General features: G+C 69.5%; 16 protein-coding genes and 1 riboswitch. Of the genes, 5 read left to right on the top strand and 11 right to left on the bottom strand.

The features are described 5' to 3' along the window. Positions 1-83: 83 nt before the first annotated feature. The 3 genes from HHX33_RS00530 to HHX33_RS00520 all read right to left on the bottom strand — a co-directional run bounded on the left by HHX33_RS00530 (position 84) and on the right by HHX33_RS00520 (position 2,490). Positions 84-1,181: a SagB/ThcOx family dehydrogenase gene (locus HHX33_RS00530; protein WP_182872839.1), complete on the bottom strand. Its 1,098-nt coding sequence runs from the start codon at positions 1,179-1,181 to the stop codon at positions 84-86. After that, positions 1,178-2,239 (bottom strand): hypothetical protein, encoded by a 1,062-nt coding sequence (locus HHX33_RS00525; RefSeq protein ID WP_182872838.1) that lies wholly within the window; start codon positions 2,237-2,239, stop codon positions 1,178-1,180. Before HHX33_RS00525 ends, HHX33_RS00530 begins: the two co-directional genes overlap by 4 nt. An 89-nt stretch (positions 2,240-2,328) precedes the next feature. Beyond that, positions 2,329-2,490 (bottom strand): hypothetical protein, encoded by a 162-nt coding sequence (locus tag HHX33_RS00520; RefSeq protein ID WP_182872837.1) that lies wholly within the window; start codon positions 2,488-2,490, stop codon positions 2,329-2,331. Between the two features lie 246 nt (positions 2,491-2,736). On the opposite strand from HHX33_RS00520, the gene HHX33_RS00515 reads away from it, so the two are divergent. Both HHX33_RS00515 and HHX33_RS00510 read left to right on the top strand, forming a co-directional pair. Further along, complete coding sequence (locus HHX33_RS00515) at positions 2,737-3,216, top strand: SigE family RNA polymerase sigma factor (protein WP_111700577.1); 480 nt, start codon at positions 2,737-2,739, stop codon at positions 3,214-3,216. Continuing rightward, positions 3,213-4,385, top strand: a complete 1,173-nt coding sequence (locus HHX33_RS00510) for a hypothetical protein (RefSeq protein WP_182872836.1) — start codon at positions 3,213-3,215, stop codon at positions 4,383-4,385. Before HHX33_RS00515 ends, HHX33_RS00510 begins: the two co-directional genes overlap by 4 nt. Positions 4,386-4,422: 37 nt before the next feature. Here HHX33_RS00510 and HHX33_RS00505 read toward each other — a convergent pair whose 3' ends face one another. The 3 genes from HHX33_RS00505 to HHX33_RS00495 form a co-directional block, all read right to left on the bottom strand. Continuing rightward, on the bottom strand, positions 4,423-4,989 hold the full coding sequence (locus HHX33_RS00505; protein WP_182872835.1) for a hypothetical protein: 567 nt from the start codon (positions 4,987-4,989) through the stop codon (positions 4,423-4,425). Between the two features lie 169 nt (positions 4,990-5,158). Next, on the bottom strand, positions 5,159-5,794 hold the full coding sequence (locus tag HHX33_RS00500; RefSeq protein ID WP_182872834.1) for a transcriptional regulator: 636 nt from the start codon (positions 5,792-5,794) through the stop codon (positions 5,159-5,161). Beyond that, positions 5,791-6,186: a DNA-binding protein gene (locus tag HHX33_RS00495; protein WP_182872833.1), complete on the bottom strand. Its 396-nt coding sequence runs from the start codon at positions 6,184-6,186 to the stop codon at positions 5,791-5,793. The genes HHX33_RS00500 and HHX33_RS00495 overlap by 4 nt, the downstream gene beginning before the upstream one ends. Before the next feature lie 58 nt (positions 6,187-6,244). On the opposite strand from HHX33_RS00495, the gene HHX33_RS00490 reads away from it, so the two are divergent. Further along, the gene (locus tag HHX33_RS00490) at positions 6,245-7,492 is read left to right on the top strand and encodes a PEP/pyruvate-binding domain-containing protein (RefSeq protein WP_182872832.1); all 1,248 of its coding nucleotides are present in this window, start codon (positions 6,245-6,247) and stop codon (positions 7,490-7,492) included. Positions 7,493-7,530: 38 nt separating this feature from the next. Further along, the gene (locus HHX33_RS00485; RefSeq protein ID WP_182872831.1) at positions 7,531-8,145 is read left to right on the top strand and encodes a histidine phosphatase family protein; all 615 of its coding nucleotides are present in this window, start codon (positions 7,531-7,533) and stop codon (positions 8,143-8,145) included. Between the two features lie 15 nt (positions 8,146-8,160). Here the strand turns inward: HHX33_RS00485 and lgt are convergent, their stop codons facing one another. From lgt to HHX33_RS00470, 3 genes are all read right to left on the bottom strand, one after another. Continuing rightward, positions 8,161-9,021: a prolipoprotein diacylglyceryl transferase gene (gene lgt, locus HHX33_RS00480; RefSeq protein WP_182872830.1), complete on the bottom strand. Its 861-nt coding sequence runs from the start codon at positions 9,019-9,021 to the stop codon at positions 8,161-8,163. A 190-nt stretch (positions 9,022-9,211) separates the two neighbouring features. Next, on the bottom strand, positions 9,212-10,576 hold the full coding sequence (locus HHX33_RS35415; protein WP_259402010.1) for a cellulose binding domain-containing protein: 1,365 nt from the start codon (positions 10,574-10,576) through the stop codon (positions 9,212-9,214). Positions 10,577-11,146: 570 nt separating this feature from the next. Then, positions 11,147-12,355 carry a hypothetical protein gene (locus tag HHX33_RS00470; protein ID WP_182872828.1) on the bottom strand — a complete coding sequence of 403 codons (1,209 nt, stop codon included), beginning with the start codon at positions 12,353-12,355 and terminating at the stop codon, positions 11,147-11,149. A gap of 109 nt (positions 12,356-12,464) precedes the next feature. Between HHX33_RS00470 and HHX33_RS00465 the strand changes: the two genes are divergently transcribed. Then, a complete protein-coding gene (locus tag HHX33_RS00465) occupies positions 12,465-13,448 on the top strand; it encodes a BtrH N-terminal domain-containing protein (RefSeq protein WP_182872827.1) in 984 nt (327 codons plus the stop codon). Between the two features lie 9 nt (positions 13,449-13,457). On the opposite strand, the gene HHX33_RS00460 is transcribed toward HHX33_RS00465, so the two are convergent. Both HHX33_RS00460 and HHX33_RS34805 read right to left on the bottom strand, forming a co-directional pair. After that, on the bottom strand, positions 13,458-14,201 hold the full coding sequence (locus HHX33_RS00460; protein ID WP_182872826.1) for an SAM-dependent methyltransferase: 744 nt from the start codon (positions 14,199-14,201) through the stop codon (positions 13,458-13,460). A 165-nt stretch (positions 14,202-14,366) separates the two neighbouring features. After that, positions 14,367-14,762 carry a C40 family peptidase gene (locus HHX33_RS34805; protein WP_220501356.1) on the bottom strand — a complete coding sequence of 132 codons (396 nt, stop codon included), beginning with the start codon at positions 14,760-14,762 and terminating at the stop codon, positions 14,367-14,369. Positions 14,763-15,000: 238 nt separating this feature from the next. Then, a riboswitch (cyclic di-AMP (ydaO/yuaA leader) is annotated at positions 15,001-15,160 on the bottom strand. Between the last annotated feature and the right edge of the window lie 311 nt (positions 15,161-15,471).

The following is a 15,471-nucleotide window of genomic DNA, read 5'->3' as shown; positions in this document are numbered from 1 at the left end:
TCCCCCGGACCGACCGGCCCTGCGTACGCGTGGCCGTGCTCCGCGGCTCACCCCGCGCGGCCCTTTCCCGAGGGACCTGCCGGTCACAGAGCCGTGTCGTCGGGGATCGACGGTGTCGAACCGCGGGGATGGCCGAGTGCGGTGACGCCGAGCACTATCTCGGACATATGGTCACAGCCAATAAGCTCTTCGAGTTCCTCGTCGCGGACGGCCGTGGCGAAGACGGCGCCCAGGCCCATGGCCGTCGCGGTCAGCAGCACGGTCTGGCTGACGTGACCGAGTCCGAGCGAGATGTCCCGGTAGGCACGAGCGGCCCCGTAGCGCCACTGGCTTCGCTCGATCATCGCCGTGTAGATGAGCAGTACGGGAGCCGCGGCCAGCCAGGCCTGGCCGCCCAGCGCCGACACCAGCCTCTTGGGGGAAGGCGCGTCCCCCATCCGCGTCACCCCGTGGGCCGATGGCGAGAAGTGGTATATCGCCGGTTCGAGACCACCCTCCACGTTACCCGCGTACAGGTAGATCTCGATGGGGTCACGTGCCCCTGCCGAAGGGCTGGCCTTGAAGACGTTGTGGCCGAACTCCGGATCGTCGCGGAAGGCGATGATGCCGCCGGCGGCCGTCAGGATGCCCGCCAGGTCGTCGAGAGCGACGGGCTTGTCGAGATAGGCCCGTGTCGAGCGCCGTGCCCACAGGGCGTCCATCAGGCGCGGGTGGGGCCAGCCGGCATCACTCGGCCGCTGCTTGCGGAGCGCGATCAGCGGTCGGCCGGCGGTCGGCTTGAACGGCGGCGGGGCGGGAGAGGCGCCGACCTTCTCACGAGTTCTGGCCTTGTCCTCTCCGGCGGTCAGGATCCTGCTGCCGGACCGTGCACGAGTCGCGAAATGGTAGTACGCGGCCGGTGGCCCCCACACTCCCCACCGGTTTTTGAGCTCGTTCTGCCGCTCATGCCGGTCGGAGCCCTCGGCGATGAGGAGCCCTGCCTCCAGCAGCCGCTCCGCGATCGGGACGAGCGCGGCGTCATACCGTTCGATGCTGCGCAGCTCGCGCCACTTCCCGAACCACCACAGTACGCGCGAGCTGTCCTCGGTCAGGGCGAACTGCTGCTGATGGAGGTAGTCGTCCCAGACCAACCTCCCGTCGTCCCAGTAGAGCACCGCGTGCTCGGCGACCCGCACCCTCATGACGAGACCTCCTCGAAGGCGTTGATCAGGAAATCGCACACGGCCGACGAGACGGGCCTTCCCTCGACGTGATTTTCCAGCCACAACCAGTCGAACGCGGGATTCACCTCGAGGAACACATATCCCCACGGTGTGTCGAGAAGGTCGAAAGCCGCCAGCTGTAGATTCCACTGCTCGCAGAGCAGGGTGAGCGGCCCGGTCAGCTCGGGCGGCATCGGGACCCGCTCGATCGACACCTCGGAGACGTCCAGCCGTTCGACATCCATGGACCGCTTGTCCAGACGAAAAGCGACGAACTCACCGTCGGCCCAATTGATCCGCAGCTCCCCGCTGGACGGCACGAACTCCTGGACCAACACCGGGGCGGACTCCACCGTCCGGTCGCGCGACAACTCGGCCCGGCTCACTCTCCGGGGGAACAACCCGATCGCATTGCCGGGAGTCTCCTCGATCAGATGCTCGCCCAGGCTTTTCATCACCAGATCACCAGATCCCGGGATCAGATCCGGTGTGAGGCCCGGACACGTGGTGACCACGCTGGCGGGGACCCGCAGTCCCGCTTTCCGCGCCGCCGCGAGTTGCGCTATCCGGCTCGGCTGCCACCGTCCGGTCAGGCGGTTGACCATGACGACGTCCATGGGCGGCTGCATGCTTTCCGCCCACGCGCCCCACTGCTCCCGCACATAGTGAGCGATTCCGTCCGGCGCTGGGGCGTCGATGGAACTCGCCGAGAAGTACCGCGACCAGAAGACCCTGGGCCGGAACTGTTCACCTCCCACGCTCACGATCCCGCGGAAGACGTCCCAGACCAGCTCGGCTCCCGCGCAACGGTCGCTGTCGATTCTCAGCAGGGGTATCCCCGCCGCCGCCAGACGCAGGGAGATGTAGTCGGCCTCGCGGTCGTCGGCACGCGTGGTGATCATGACGCACGGCATGCAGCCGTCGTCATATCGTGCGGGCCGGCCCACGAGCGACTGGAAATCGAGGGACTGCGCGGACAGTTCGGCCTTGAACGTCTGCCTTCTCAACAGGAGGGGAACGCCGGGTTTCGCCATCATCGGCTCCGTTCGCGAAACGCGGGTGGGCCGGCGGGGATCCCGCCGACCCACCCGCCCGGATTCAGGTGGATCTGAATTCCGCTACGACCTCAGCAGTGCGTCTTGTTGCACGGGTGCATGAAGGTGGTGAGGTACCTGCTCGCGTAGGCCGTGAACGTGGCGTTCTCCACGGCGGCCCACTCCTCGAGCAGTTCCCGCCCCTCGCCGTCGGAGATCTCCAGTACCTGCTTGGCCATGTCCTGCACCGTCATCTCGGTGCCTCCTCCCGATCGGGAACCGACTCTTGCGCCCTCAGCATCGGCAATGGGCGCCTGTGCAGGTAGAGCAGGCACTACTCATTCAGCCGATCCGGCACTACTTACGAGGACGCGCCCCCTGCAGGTGCGGGGCCGCCTTTCCCGGCGTACGGGCCCGCCCCGCTTGGGCGGTTTCCAGATGATGCAACATATCGGGGTTCTGATGCGTCTCAGCCGGGATGGACGAGAGGACTCCCGCCCGTGGATGACGCGCCGGATTTCGCGGACTTCGCCGCCGAGCGGATCGACGCGTTGTTCCGCTACGCCTACATGCTCACCGGCAACCCGCACGACGCCGCCGACCTCGTTCAGGAGGCGATGGTACGGCTGCGCGGCTCATGGCCGCGTGTGCGGCGCAAGCACAACCCGGAGAGCTACGTGAGAACCACGATCACCCGGCTGCACATCTCCGTATGGAGACGGCGCAGGCGCGAACACCTGGCATGGGAGGTGCCCGAACAGCCGCAACCGGTGGCGGAACCCCCGCTGGACCTCTGGGGCGAACTGGCCAGACTGCCCAAGAGGCAGCGTGCCGTACTGGTCCTGCGCTACTACGAGGACCGGTCGGACGCCGAGATCGCGGAGATCCTCGGCATCTCTCCCGGGACCGTACGAAGTCAGGCGTCCCGCGCCCTCGGCAAGTTGCGCGAGATCGTCACCCCGCTAAGGAGCCTGCGATGAACGACGTCGAAGAGGCGCTGCGCCGTACGTTCGCCCGCGCCGAGGCGCGGATCCCGGCCGTGCCGCCGGATCTGCTCCGCCAGGTGACCGAGGGACAGACCCGGCGCGGGCGCCGCGGCCTGGTACCGGCGACCGCGATGGCCACCTGTCTGGTGATCTGGGCGGCGTCGGCCGTGACATGGCGGACTCCCGAGCCTTCACCCGCCGTCACGGCCAGGCCCACGCCCCGCGTTCACAAACCGCGGATCGTGGAGGAGATCGCGCCGCCGTTGGAACAGGTGCTGCCTTCGGTGGTCGCCGAGGTCCCTCGGAAGGTCCCCAACGGTGAGGCCTTCACGCCGAAGGCGTTCATCGATTCACGCACCATGCTCGGGTACGTGTCGAAGAAGGGCTACGATCCCGCGCCTGAACTGTGGGCTTATCACCTGGAATCGCAGAGCTTTCGGCGTCTGGCCGTCATCGACCATCCCATCGCGCCGGTGGACTCGCCCGCTGTGGGCGAAGGTGTGATCGCCTGGTTCGAGTACGCGGACCGGGACATCCGCATCATGTCGATCCCGTTGACCGGGGGATCTCCCCGCACGGTGGTCTCGTTCCCGGCCGAGCTCGATGTGGACAAGGTGAACGGGGACACCATCTACGGTGTGGACCTGGCCGTCGGAGGCGGCAGGATCTTCTGGTCGTCGACCAGGTCGGGGGGCGTCAACCAGGTTCCGGTGGCGGGCGGTGAACCGTCGTTCGTCCCGGGCACGGAGGGGTTGCGTCTCTTCTCCTGGCCCTGGGCGGGGCGTCCCGCCGATGGTCCGGCGGCCATGACGAACCTGCTCAACCTGAGCACGGGGGAGCGGCTCGACGATCCGGCGCGGGCGCAGTGCGACGTGACCTGGTGCATCACCGGCAGCCAGGCGATCCGCCGGGACGGCAGCCGGGTTCTGGACCTGCCGGGCGACAGCCCCCGGTCGATCGTGGCCGACCGCTTCGTGACGCTGAACCAGCGCGACGAGCGGGGGCGGAAGGCCTCAGTGATCTTCGATCTCGCCACGGCACGGGCCGGCAGGCTGTGGATGCGCAACGACCGCAAGGTATCTCCCACGCTCTACATCAGTACGGACATGCTCTACTTCAAGCGCGGTGACAAGTGGGCCGTCGTTCACGACCCGGACCGCTAGCACCGGCCGGGCCGGACGGCCCGGCCGGCTCGGCCGATCAGTAGGAGCACTGCACCACGACGTCGTCGAGATCGACCTCCGCGTTGTGCCAGTACGGTTCCCGCTGCACGACGGCGAACCGCAGCACGACGTCGGAGCGTTGCGCCGTCCAGCTCACTGTCTGCTGTTCCCAGCCGTGGACCCAGTCCTGGGTGATCGACTTCAGCGCGATGTACCTCCACGTGTCGGGGTCGATCACCTCAAGGTTGAACTGGGCCCACTCACCCCACAGGTCCGTCCAGACGCCGGCCGTGCAACGCGCCCCGGGATGAACGCTCACCGGCGTGAGGGTGATGGTCCGCCCGAGCGCGCACCAGTCGCCCTTCGTGTAGGCCGCCATGGCGGCCATGCCGCTCCCCGTACGCGGCGTGTTCGACGCGCTGCCGAACACCGGCCCGCTGCAATCCCCGTTCGCGGTGAAGGTCCATCGGGACGCCGGATTCGTCGACGGCTCGAACCCGTCGGTGAGCTGCCAGATCCCCGCGGATGCGGGCCCCGTCGGCACGAGAATCGCCGCGGCGGCGATGACCGCCGCCATGAACGCACGCCGAAATGCTGAGTGCATGTGTGAACTCCCACGTCTCGACCCGAAAACCACGGAATATGGTCCACGTCGAGAGGGCGCAACTCGCGACGACACCGTCATTGTGGCGGCTGCCGTGGAAGTGTCAAGAGTGGAAAAACGGGTGTGAAGTATTGCAGTTGCCGTCCGCGTATCGAGCTGGGACGGCGGGTCAGGGTTGCGCGTGCCGGTCGAGGCCGAGCGTGGCGATGAGGTCCTCGTGGAGCTCGAACCAGACCCGATGGCAGGAGTCCAGGCCGGTCTGGTCGACCCAGGCGCCGTCCCCCGCCCGGGCGCGCGCCAGGGCCGCGGTGAATCGCGTGTCATATCCGCGGAACCGCGTGAGGACGCGACCGAGCCGGTCCGCGAGTGGCGTGAGCGCCCGCTCGACGCAGGCGAGCTCATGGAGCACTCCTGCGTCCCAGGTGGGATCGGAGTGGTCGTTGACGGCGAGCCGATCGCCGGCGGTGGGCCGGAGCTGCCAGTCGGTGCAGGCTTGCAGCAGGAGGGCGTTCAGCGGGAGGAACGTCCGGTAGACGTCGCGGACCTCGTCGGCGGCGCCGGCGCGGGTGAGCTCGGCCGCGAGCTGCCGCTCGTTCTCGGCCCGGCCCGGTTCGGTCAACGACCAGCCCGCGGTGCCGGCGAAGGCGGTGTGCTCGACCCAGCCGCGTGCCTCGGCGTCGCGCAGCACCTGCTCCGTCGTGACCGCGTCGAGCCCGTACCGGCGGGCGATCACCGGAGTGTCGGCGAACCCGGTGACGCGCACGGCGTGCAGGACCAGGAGGCCGGGCGTGGAGTCGCGCGTCACGACTCGGCGTCCTGTCGCGCCGTCAGGCGGGTGTAGTGCTGCTGGCACGCCTGCGGGGAGTTGAACCCCATCACCTGCGCCATCTGCGCCCAGGTCAGTCCCGCGCCGCGGGCGATGAACAGCAGGGCGGATTCGAGTCCTTCGACCTCGGCTCGTGCCGCGGGCAGGAGGGCGAGCGCGCTCAGGACGTCCTCCGGGTCCAGGTCGGTGTTGCGCCAGACGGCGAACTGCACGAGGTCGACCGCCGACGGCGGGGCGGGCGGGGGTCGCCACGGACGGGCGTCGAGCGTGTCCGCGCCCAGGCGCAGAAGACGCTCACGCGCGTCCCGCTCACGCTGGGCCTGTATGTGGTCGGCGTGCGCGCCGTGCGCCATGTCGTCCTTGCGGTGCATGGGTCTCACAATGCACAATCAACAAATTGTTGTCAATGAAACATTGAAGGGCGGGCGGATGATCGTACCCCTCGTGAAGGCCGTCGCCGATACCTGCGGGGGGAAGGCCGGCGCGCTCGGTGCGTTGCTCCGCGCGGGTCTGCCGGTGCCCGACGGCTTCGTCGTCCCGTTCGCCGCCTACCTCGCCGCCGTCCGCGACCTGGACCTCGGGCGGCTCGCCGGCGAGCCGGAGGGCGTCGCCGCGGCCCGGCGGACGATCGAGGACCGCCCCGTCCACGCCGCCGTGATCGACGCGCTGGGACGCGCGCTCGGCGAGATCGGCGATCCGCCCGTGGCGGTGCGGTCGTCGGCGGCGAAGGAGGACACCGGACAGGCGTCGGCGGCCGGTCAGCACGAGAGCTTCCTCGCCGTGCACGGAGCCGACGAGGTCGCCAGGGCCGTACGTGCCTGCTGGGCCTCGCTGTTCTCCCCGCGTGCCGTCGCCTACCGGGCCGCCTCCGGCCGCGCCGGCCATTCTTCCGACGATCTTCTGATGGCCGTCATCGTCCAACGCCATCTGGACGCCGAGGCGTCCGGGGTCATGTTCACCCCCGCGGGCCCGGACGACGCGACCCGGATCGAGGCGTCCTGGGGACTCGGCCCGAGCGTCGTCGAGGGCAGGGTCACCCCTGACGCCTACCTCGTCGCCGCGGACGGGTCGGTCACCCGTACCATCGCGGACAAACGGCAGCGCCTCGACCGGCGCGGCGCGCGGCTCGTGGTCGAGGACGTGCCCACCGCTGCCCGGAACCGGCCGGCGGTCGGCGACGCGACCGCCAGGTGGCTGGCCGCGCTGGGCAGACGGATCGCCGCCGTGCTCGGTGGACCGCAGGACATCGAGTGGGCGATCGCCGACGGCCGCGCCTGGGTTCTGCAGGCACGGCCGGTCACCGCCGCACTCCCACCGTCGGCGGCGCGTGCCCGCGTCTCCGGCATCCCGTCCGCCCGGCTCACCGGAACGCCGGGCAGTCGCGGGACCGTGACCGGAACCGCGAGGATCGTCCGCGGTCCCGGCGACTTCGCGCGCGTACGCCCGGGCGACATCCTCGTCTGCCCCTTCACCGACCCCGCCTGGACGCCGTTGCTGCGCATCGCCGCCGGCGTCGTCACCGAGACCGGAGGCGTGCTCTCGCACGCCGCGATCGTCGCGCGAGAGCACGCCATCCCCGCCGTCCTCGGCATCCCGGCCGCGACGAGCAGGCTCCGCGACGACACCGTCGTCACCGTCGACGGCACCAACGGCACAGTCACGGCGGCGAACGCGTGACCGGGCAGCGCCAAGCCGACCGGAACCCAGGCATCCCGATGACAATCCGACGCCTCTACCTGGCACGTCACGGCGCGGCCGACGCGTTCGGGGAACTCACCGACATCGGGCGCCGGCAGGCGGGCCTGCTGGGCGAACGGCTCGCGGGCCTGCCGGTCGACGCCGTGTGGCACTCTCCGCTGCCACGTGCCGTGGCGAGCGCGCACGAGATCGCCCGTCACCTACCGGACGTGCCCGTGGCCGAGGCCGCCGAACTCGTCGACCACGTGCCCTACGTACCCAGCGCGGCCGAGACGCCTGCGTCCTGGGCGGGCTTCTTCGACGGCTACGACGACACCGAGGCGGCTTCGGGCCGGAGGCTCGCCGAGGCCCTGGTCGCCAGGTTCGCGAAGGTCCCCGATCCGGGCACGAAAGGGACCCGGCCCGACATGAACGAGGTCCTGGTGACGCACGCCTACCCGATCGCGTGGCTGGTGCGGCACGCGATGGACGCGCCGCCGTCCCGGTGGCTCGGGCTGAACAGCGCCAACACCGCGCTGACGGTCATCGAGTACCGGCTCGGGCTGCCGCCCACGATCGTGATGTTCAACGACATGAGCCACCTTCCGCCGGGCCTGCGCTGGACCGGGTTCCCCGCAGGCATCAGGCCGTGAGGCGGCTACAGGGATTCAATCCTGTGCGGGCCGGCCCTGTTGTGCGGCGGACACCGGGATCTGTTCGCCGTCCTTGTCACGCGTCACCCGGAGATACACCAGCGCGCCGACGAACAGCACTATCGAGGTCCACTGGTTGATCCGCAGCCCGAGGAGCGTCACCGCGTGGTCCACTCCGCCCACGGGGTCGATCCGCAGCCCCTCGATCCAGAACCGCCCGAACGTGTAGCCGGCGACGTAGAGGGCGAACAGGCGGCCGTGGTGCAGCGTGAACCGCCTGCCGGCCAGGATCAGTGCGAAACCGAGCGCCGCGTCCCACAGCGACTCGTACAGGAACGTCGGGTGGTAGAGCACGCCTGGCTCGCCGCCGTGGGCCTGGTCGATCTCCAGGCCCCACGGCAACGTGGTCGGACCGCCGTACAGCTCCTGGTTGAACCAGTTGCCCCAGCGGGCGATCGCCTGCCCGAACGCGATGGCGGGCGCGACCGTGTCGGCCACGGCGCCCAGGGGCACCCTCCGGCGGCGGCAGGCCAGCCACATGCCCACGCCTCCCAGGGCGACCGCGCCCCAGATGCTGAGCCCGCCCTCCCAGACGAACAGCGCCCGGTAGGGCTCCTTGATCGCGCGCGGGCCGAAGTAGGTCTGCCAGTCGGTGACGACGTGGTAGAGGCGGGCGCCGACCAGCCCGAAGACCACCGCGGGCACCGCGAGGTCGCCGATCACGCCCTTATCGCCCCCGCGGGCGCGCCAGCGCCGCTCGCTGAGCCAGACGCCGAAGAGGATGGCGAGGACGAAGCACAACGCGTAGGCCCGGATCGGGATGAATCCGAGGTGCCAGACCCCTTGGGCAGGGCTGGGGATCGAGGCGAGGGGCATGCGGTGAGGCTAGCCAACGTGAGGCCGCCTGACCGCCTTCGTGACCTCATCGCAAGGTGTGAAGAGCGGAGCTCTGCGGCTCGCCTTTCCGGCGCCTCGCGCGCTGGACCGCGTCGTCCTCGCGGCCGTACGAACGGACGCGTCCGGGGGTGGCGCCCGGTCGGGCGCCACCCCCGGTGACCCTCGCCGATCAGGCGACGGTGCAGGGGCTTCCGTTCAGGGTGAACGAGGTGGGCTTGCCGGCGTTGCCGGTGTGGGTGGCCTGGAAGCCGACCTCAGTGGTGGCTCCGGGCGCCAGCGTGCCGTTGTAGCTCATGTTCTTCGCGGTGACCTGGCCACTGGTGGGCGAGTAGGTGGCGTTCCACCCGCTGGTGATGGTCTGCCCGCCGGGGAGGGTGAAGACGAGCGACCAGCCGTTGACGGTGGAGGAGCCCGTGTTGGTGATGGCGAGGTTCTCGGTCAGGCCGTTGTTCCACGCGTTGACCGTGGCGGTGACGCGGCAGGCGCCCGGTCCGCCGCTGGGCGACTGGGACGGCGACTGGGACGGCGACTGCGACGGGGACTGGGACGGCGACTGCGAGGGCGACTGCGACGGGGACTGGGACGGCGAAGCCGAGGGCGACTGCGACGGGCCGGACTGGAACTGGGTGAAGAACTTCCACACCTCAGCCGTCGTCCAGGTCCTGGCGCCGCTGGTGGAGGTGGAGCCGTCGTTGGGAGAGGGGGTGTGGTCCCCGTCGAACGCGGCCCAGACGACCGGGTATCCGGCCCGGCATCCCGAGTAGGCGGTGATGATGTGCGTCAGGCTGCCCTGCGAGGGCTCCCGCGGGCTCTGGGGCGTGCAGCCGTTGTTCGAGACGAACCTGTCGCGCAGCGCCCGTCCCTGCGAGATGTTGAGCACCGAGTCGTGGATGCCGTGGATGCCCATGTACGCGACGGGCTGGGTGCCGCCGTTGCACCCGCTGAGCTGCGCGCCGGAGTAGACCGCGACGGCACGGAAGACCGTCGGCCGGGCGCACGCGACCGCGAAGCTCATCGCGCCGCCGTAGCTCCACCCCATGGCGAAGCGCTGCGTCGTGTCGACGCAGAGATCGCCCTCGACCCGCTTCAGCATGTCGTCGGTGAAGGTCAGGTCCTCACCGTTGCTGTTGCCCCAGCCGTTGTTGATGCCCTGCGGCGCGATGAAGATCGTGCTGTTGTTCGACAGCTGCTTGAGCCCGTAGTAGGCCCAGACGGCTCCGTCCGAGCCGCCCGAGTCGACGATCTGGGCGGTGCCGTTCAGCCAGTGGTATGCGATGATCAACCGGTAGGGGCGGGTGTTGTCGTAGTTGTCGGGAATCCTCAGGATCCAGCTACGATTCTTGCCGCTGGTGGTGATCGTCTGTGAACCGCTTCTCAGCGTCGGGGTCTTACCGCATCCGGCGGTCGCCGCCGCGACGGCGGTGGCCGAGGACGACTTCGTCGCGTCAAGGCTGTCGCTCAGCGCCGCCTGTCCCGTCGCCAGAACGAGAAGCGCGGCCGCCGCGACAGCGGCGAAAATGGATTTCTGTCTCAATTTCCCGCAACTCCCTTGCCATTCGAAAATGGACGTGTGTCGATAGGGAAGCCATTTGTTTTTTTCGTCCGGTGGGGCGTCCGCGGCCGGCCTGTGCATGCCGGCCGGGCAGTCTTGCCGGACGGATTCAAACGCCAGGTGAGCCCACCGTCAGTCGACCCGGAGCGGCGCGGTGACCGACCGTCGTCGGCGTGTGCGTGCTCGCCCCTTCCCTGCTGCGTAAGAGCAGGGCGAGTTCAGATGTCCGTCAGCGTCGGCATGGCGCATTGCCGTGCGTTTTTGAGGCCACAACTTGTTAACGCTAACAGTGACGGGGGCGGCCAAGTGCTCCTCTCTAACGGGCGACTGGAAGTGGTGGTGAACCGGAGCAAATAGGAAGTCATGAAGTGTGTCAAGGATCTTGTCTTCTCCCCGACGGCCCTTAGCCCGGGAGCGGCCATTCCTTCGGTTTTGACCAGGGAAAAGGCCGTGACCGCCGTCGCCGCCTAGATGAAAATTTCATCTCGGAGCTTTGCGCTTCAGGCCCCTCCGGCGCCGAGGCCGGCGGTCATGGCAGCGGCGGAATCGGAGTCACCAGTTCTCCTCGACCCAGTCCAGGGCGGACTGCCACCAGGACGTTCTCTGGTTCCGCCTGGGAGGGGGGATCCGCGGCGTCGAGGGCGGCGGTGCGGCCCGGAGCCGCCTGGAGCGCTGGGGCAGGACGAAACCGATGGCAGGGATCGGCGGTATCGGCGACGTGTTCGAGGCCAGGCCGTTCCGCGGGCTCGCGAAGTACTGATCCGGCGGCAGGCCTGAAGGGCTTCCGTACAGTGAGGAGGACACCGGGAACCCCGGCCGAGGCAGAGTGAGCGCGGCCGAGCTCCCCGGGGCCACCCTGTTCTGACCCGGCAGCTTGTTGTGCTGCGGCAGTCGTACGACGACGGCGTCCGCCGTCACCGACACCGAGATCCAGTCGGCGCGCCTGTTGTGCAGCTCGATCTTCACCCGCTCCTGCGGGCCCGGAGCCGTGTCGACCGGAATCACCAGCCCGCTGCGCGTCGTGACCGTCCGCTGCCGAGCACCGTCGTCGCCTGCCGGGTTGACCCGCATGTCGACGCCCGCGCATCTGGTCCACCGGTTGTACTCGGCCCTGACGGCCACCCGGGCGCCGGGCGTCGGCGGACCGCTCGCCGGCACGACGGGATTCCCGGTCCATGCGGGACACTCGCCGTACGCCCTGCAGAGCCTGACCACATCGGCGTACGAGCTGGTGGGCAGGGTCGCGCCGAACAGCAACTCCCATTCCAGGATCAGCCGTGCCTGCCCGATGGTCTTGATCACGTCCGGCATGGAGGGCACCCACAACCAGCAGCCCGCGATGGCGGTGTCCGCCAGTGCCTGCCGGGACGCGTCCTTCATGTTCTCCGCGATGCCGAACGCACGGACGAACTCGTGCTGTGCTCGCTCGACGAGCGCGTACCGGTCGTAGGCGGTGCGCCATTGGTCCCGTAGGTCCCGCATATACCGGCGCCCTGCGGCCATGTGCTCGTCGAACTCCCGTACCGGGATCAGGTCGACCTTCCGCCCCACCGCCGCGATCTGCCGCTCCAGCACGTCCAGCCGCCGGCCGATCCGCTGCACCCCCGCGTCGGGCCGGTTCCGCACGCCGACCACGGCGTCGATCACCTGGTGCGCGACGATCGCCCAGTTGGCGTCGTCCCACGCGCCCTGCTGGAGCAGCGCGGTGACGGCCGCCTTGGTGGCGATCGCGCCCAGCGCGACGGCGAGCTCGATCGACATGCTCGAAGGCTAGACAGGCCTCTGACGCTCCGCATGAGTACCTCCCTACTCACATCAGGTGCGATAGAGGTGTCAGGGTGAACGTCGGCCGGCATGAGGAGAGCGACGCATGACCTTCGTGAAGGACGTCGAGACCCGTGGCATGCGCCACTGCGAGACGACGGCGCTGGGGGTGCTGTTGCGGCACGAGGGGCTCGATCTGTCCGAGCCCATGCTGTTCGGGCTGGGGTCGGGCCTGTCCTTCGTCTACTGGGACAGCAAGGCCATGCCGATCCCCTTCCTCGGCGGCCGGGTCAAGCCGTTCGAACTCACCAGGAACCTGGCCGCCCGGCTGGAACTGACGCTGGCGACCGAGGAGACCACCTCGTCGCGCAAGGCGTGGGAGAACGTGGCCTCCCGCGTCGACGCGGGCCGGCCGGTCGGCCTCCAGCTCGACTGCTACCACCTGGACTACTTCCGCTCCAAGGTGCACTTCGGTGGTCATGTCGTCGCGATGTACGGCTACGACGAGCACGAGGTCTACCTGGTGGACACCGACCAGCAGGGCGGAGCGGTACGCACCGGCCGGGACGGCCTCGCCAGGGCGCGGGCCGAACGCGGCCCGATGACCGCCAGGAACCGGTCCTTCACCATCACCCTGCCGGCCCGCCCGCTCAACTGGCAGGACCACATCATTCCCGCCATCCGGGACTGCGCCGACGCCTTCCTCGCCGCTCCCATCGCGAACCTGGGCCACCGCGGCATCGAGAAGGCCGGCAAGCTGGTGCCCGGATGGCTGCTACGCGCCGCCGAGCCGCGGCGGGACCTGCCGCAGGCCGCTCTCCTCATGGAGAAGGGAGGAACCGGCGGCGCCCTGTTCCGCGCCCTCTACCGCGACTTCCTCGACGAGTGCACCCGGCTGATCGACGACGGCGGCCTCCGCACCGGTCACCGCCTGTACGCCGAGGCCGCCGGCCTCTGGACGGAGGTGTCCGTCCTGATCGCGAAGGCGGGAGAAAGCGGTGACGCGGGACACCTGGAGCAGGCCGGGGTCATCCTCCGCGACCTATCGCGCCTGGAGGAGGACGCCATGCGGGTGCTCCGTCAGCTGTAGGGGATCGGGTCAGTTCCTCCGCTGGAGGAGGAGCGTGACGAACCCCAGGATGCCCCGGTAACCGCGCAGCCACATGTCGCGGTGCTCCAGAGCCGCCGTGCGAGCGTCGTCGGCGTCCGGGCCGGAGTGCTCGTTGGCCCAGCGCAGCAGCGTGCCCGTCCAGGACCACTCGTACTCGTCCCATTCGGCCAGGTCGCTGGTGTACGCGTGGACCACGTCGAAACCGGGGGACTCGGCGGCGGCGACGGTGCCGGGCAGGTCGAGGAACTCCGACTTCGCGGCGCCCAGCCGGGTGAGCGCCTCCGCGGTCGGCTCGCGCTCCCAGAATCCCTCGCCCACCAGTGCCAGCCCGTTCGGCCGCAGGTAACGGCGGACGTGCTCGACGGTCGGGACGAGCCCGCCGAACGCGTGCGTGGCTCCGACGCAGAGCACCAGGTCGTACTGCTCGGCGACCGGGAAGTCGGCGGCCGGCCGCTCGTGGAACCGGATGCGCTCCCAGACGCCCTGGACCTCGGCCGCCTGCTCCGCCGCCTTGAGGCCGAGCGCGGAGATGTCCACACCGTCGGCGGTCGCGTCCTGGTAGAGCGCCAGCGCGCGCAGCGTCCAGGCCGCCTCGCCACAGCCGAGATCGAGGATTCTCGCCCCCTCGGCCAGCCGGGCCCGGCGCAGCAGCCGGGTCACGTTGGCACCGGAGACCGGCGCGGCGATGGGGTGGTCCCGATGAGCGAGATGGCTGATCAGCTGGCGGTCCATGGCCCAATCCTTCCGCATCCCCGAACCCTTGCGGCAAGCCGAATCCGCCCTTACGGGCGGCGCCGGGACGACCGCCGGCGTGCCGCCGGCCTGGCCGGCCCCCGGCGGGGACGCGGTCACGTGTGACCGGACGTCCCCGCCGGGGTGTCGTCCACGACGCCGGGGTCACACGCCGGGGCGTACGGCGGTGACGAAGTTGCTCCTCCAGTAGCCCTTGAGGCGGTCGACCCTGACCACCGCGCCGGAGTGGGGAGCGTTGATCACTTTCTTGTTCCCCATGTACATGCCCACGTGGCCGCCGCCACTGGTGAAGATGAGGTCGCCCGGCTTGAGACGCGCCAGGGAGACCTTCTTCTTGACGGCGTTGAGCATCGACCACGTCGTACGCGGGATCTTGACGCCGGCCTTGCGCCAGGCGAACTGGACCAGCCCGGAGCAGTCGAACGCCCCCGGGCCCGTGGCGCCCCAGACGTAGGGATCGCCGATCTGCTTTTTCGCCACCTTGATGGCGAGTTCGGCCTTCTCCTGCTGGACAGCGGCCTTGGTGAGCTTCGTGTTCACGGAGGACTCCGCCGTGGAGGCCGTGGGAGCCTCTCCGGCGTACGGGGTGAACGCCGTGACGGGGGGCTCGGGCGGGATGGCCGTCGAGTCCGGGGGCGGGGCTGTCACGGTCCCCGTGACGGCGCCGGCGGGCAGGGCGCCGAAACCTGCCAGGGAGAGGGTGAGCGCTGCGCTACCGACCGTGACGCAGGCAGCGCGAAGCAGAGTGGTGGGGTTGGCGGACAGGGGGATCTCTCCTAGGGTCTTCCGCTTGCGCCTACCGGGTTAGCTGACGGATTCGGGCAGGGAAGTCGCCCTACAGCGCTTACGCGCCGATTCACCCCGGACCTTCGGATGGAAGGTCGATTGGTTCCCCGGCTCCGAGCCTCCTTGCTGCACGGATTCGGCATCACCGGCGCCCAGGGGGGCGGGAGAGGGCATGGCGCCGGTGACAGTGGATGCGCTTTCCGAACACGGGCTGGCCGGGTTCGTTGGGCAAGGAAACTACCAAGGCGCGCCGTATTGCCGCAAAGGGGGCAAATAGGATTATGACCGCATAAAGGGGTCATAAAGCGAGGAGCCGCAGGTCAGGGCGGGTGTGGTAGGCGGAAACGTGACGCTCGTCACACCGGCTGATCGGCCTTCCGCAGGTCGCCAAGGCGCGCGAAACCGGCCGATGGGTGTCTTCCACCGGCCGCGGGCGATCCCGAAGCACCGGCCACGCCGTCGG

The organism is Microbispora sp. H10670, assembly GCF_014161385.1.
GTDB classification, from domain to species: domain Bacteria; phylum Actinomycetota; class Actinomycetes; order Streptosporangiales; family Streptosporangiaceae; genus Microbispora; species Microbispora triticiradicis.
The sequence above is the reverse complement of the archived record's forward strand: the minus strand, read 5'-3'. Positions and strand labels throughout refer to the sequence as shown.

Excerpts from the sequence above, each read along its gene's own strand:
- HHX33_RS00530 (WP_182872839.1), bottom strand. The coding sequence starts at position 1,181 with ATGAGGGTGCGGGTCGCCGAGCACGCGGTGCTCTACTGGGACGACGGG.
- HHX33_RS00525 (WP_182872838.1), bottom strand. The coding sequence starts at position 2,239 with ATGATGGCGAAACCCGGCGTTCCCCTCCTGTTGAGAAGGCAGACGTTC.
- HHX33_RS00520 (WP_182872837.1), bottom strand. The coding sequence starts at position 2,490 with ATGACGGTGCAGGACATGGCCAAGCAGGTACTGGAGATCTCCGACGGC.
- HHX33_RS00510 (WP_182872836.1), top strand. The coding sequence starts at position 3,213 with ATGAACGACGTCGAAGAGGCGCTGCGCCGTACGTTCGCCCGCGCCGAG.
- HHX33_RS00505 (WP_182872835.1), bottom strand. The coding sequence starts at position 4,989 with ATGCACTCAGCATTTCGGCGTGCGTTCATGGCGGCGGTCATCGCCGCC.
- HHX33_RS00495 (WP_182872833.1), bottom strand. The coding sequence starts at position 6,186 with ATGCACCGCAAGGACGACATGGCGCACGGCGCGCACGCCGACCACATA.
- HHX33_RS00490 (WP_182872832.1), top strand. The coding sequence starts at position 6,245 with ATGATCGTACCCCTCGTGAAGGCCGTCGCCGATACCTGCGGGGGGAAG.
- HHX33_RS00485 (WP_182872831.1), top strand. The coding sequence starts at position 7,531 with ATGACAATCCGACGCCTCTACCTGGCACGTCACGGCGCGGCCGACGCG.
- lgt (WP_182872830.1), bottom strand. The coding sequence starts at position 9,021 with ATGCCCCTCGCCTCGATCCCCAGCCCTGCCCAAGGGGTCTGGCACCTC.
- HHX33_RS00470 (WP_182872828.1), bottom strand. The coding sequence starts at position 12,355 with ATGTCGATCGAGCTCGCCGTCGCGCTGGGCGCGATCGCCACCAAGGCG.
- HHX33_RS00465 (WP_182872827.1), top strand. The coding sequence starts at position 12,465 with ATGACCTTCGTGAAGGACGTCGAGACCCGTGGCATGCGCCACTGCGAG.
- HHX33_RS00460 (WP_182872826.1), bottom strand. The coding sequence starts at position 14,201 with ATGGACCGCCAGCTGATCAGCCATCTCGCTCATCGGGACCACCCCATC.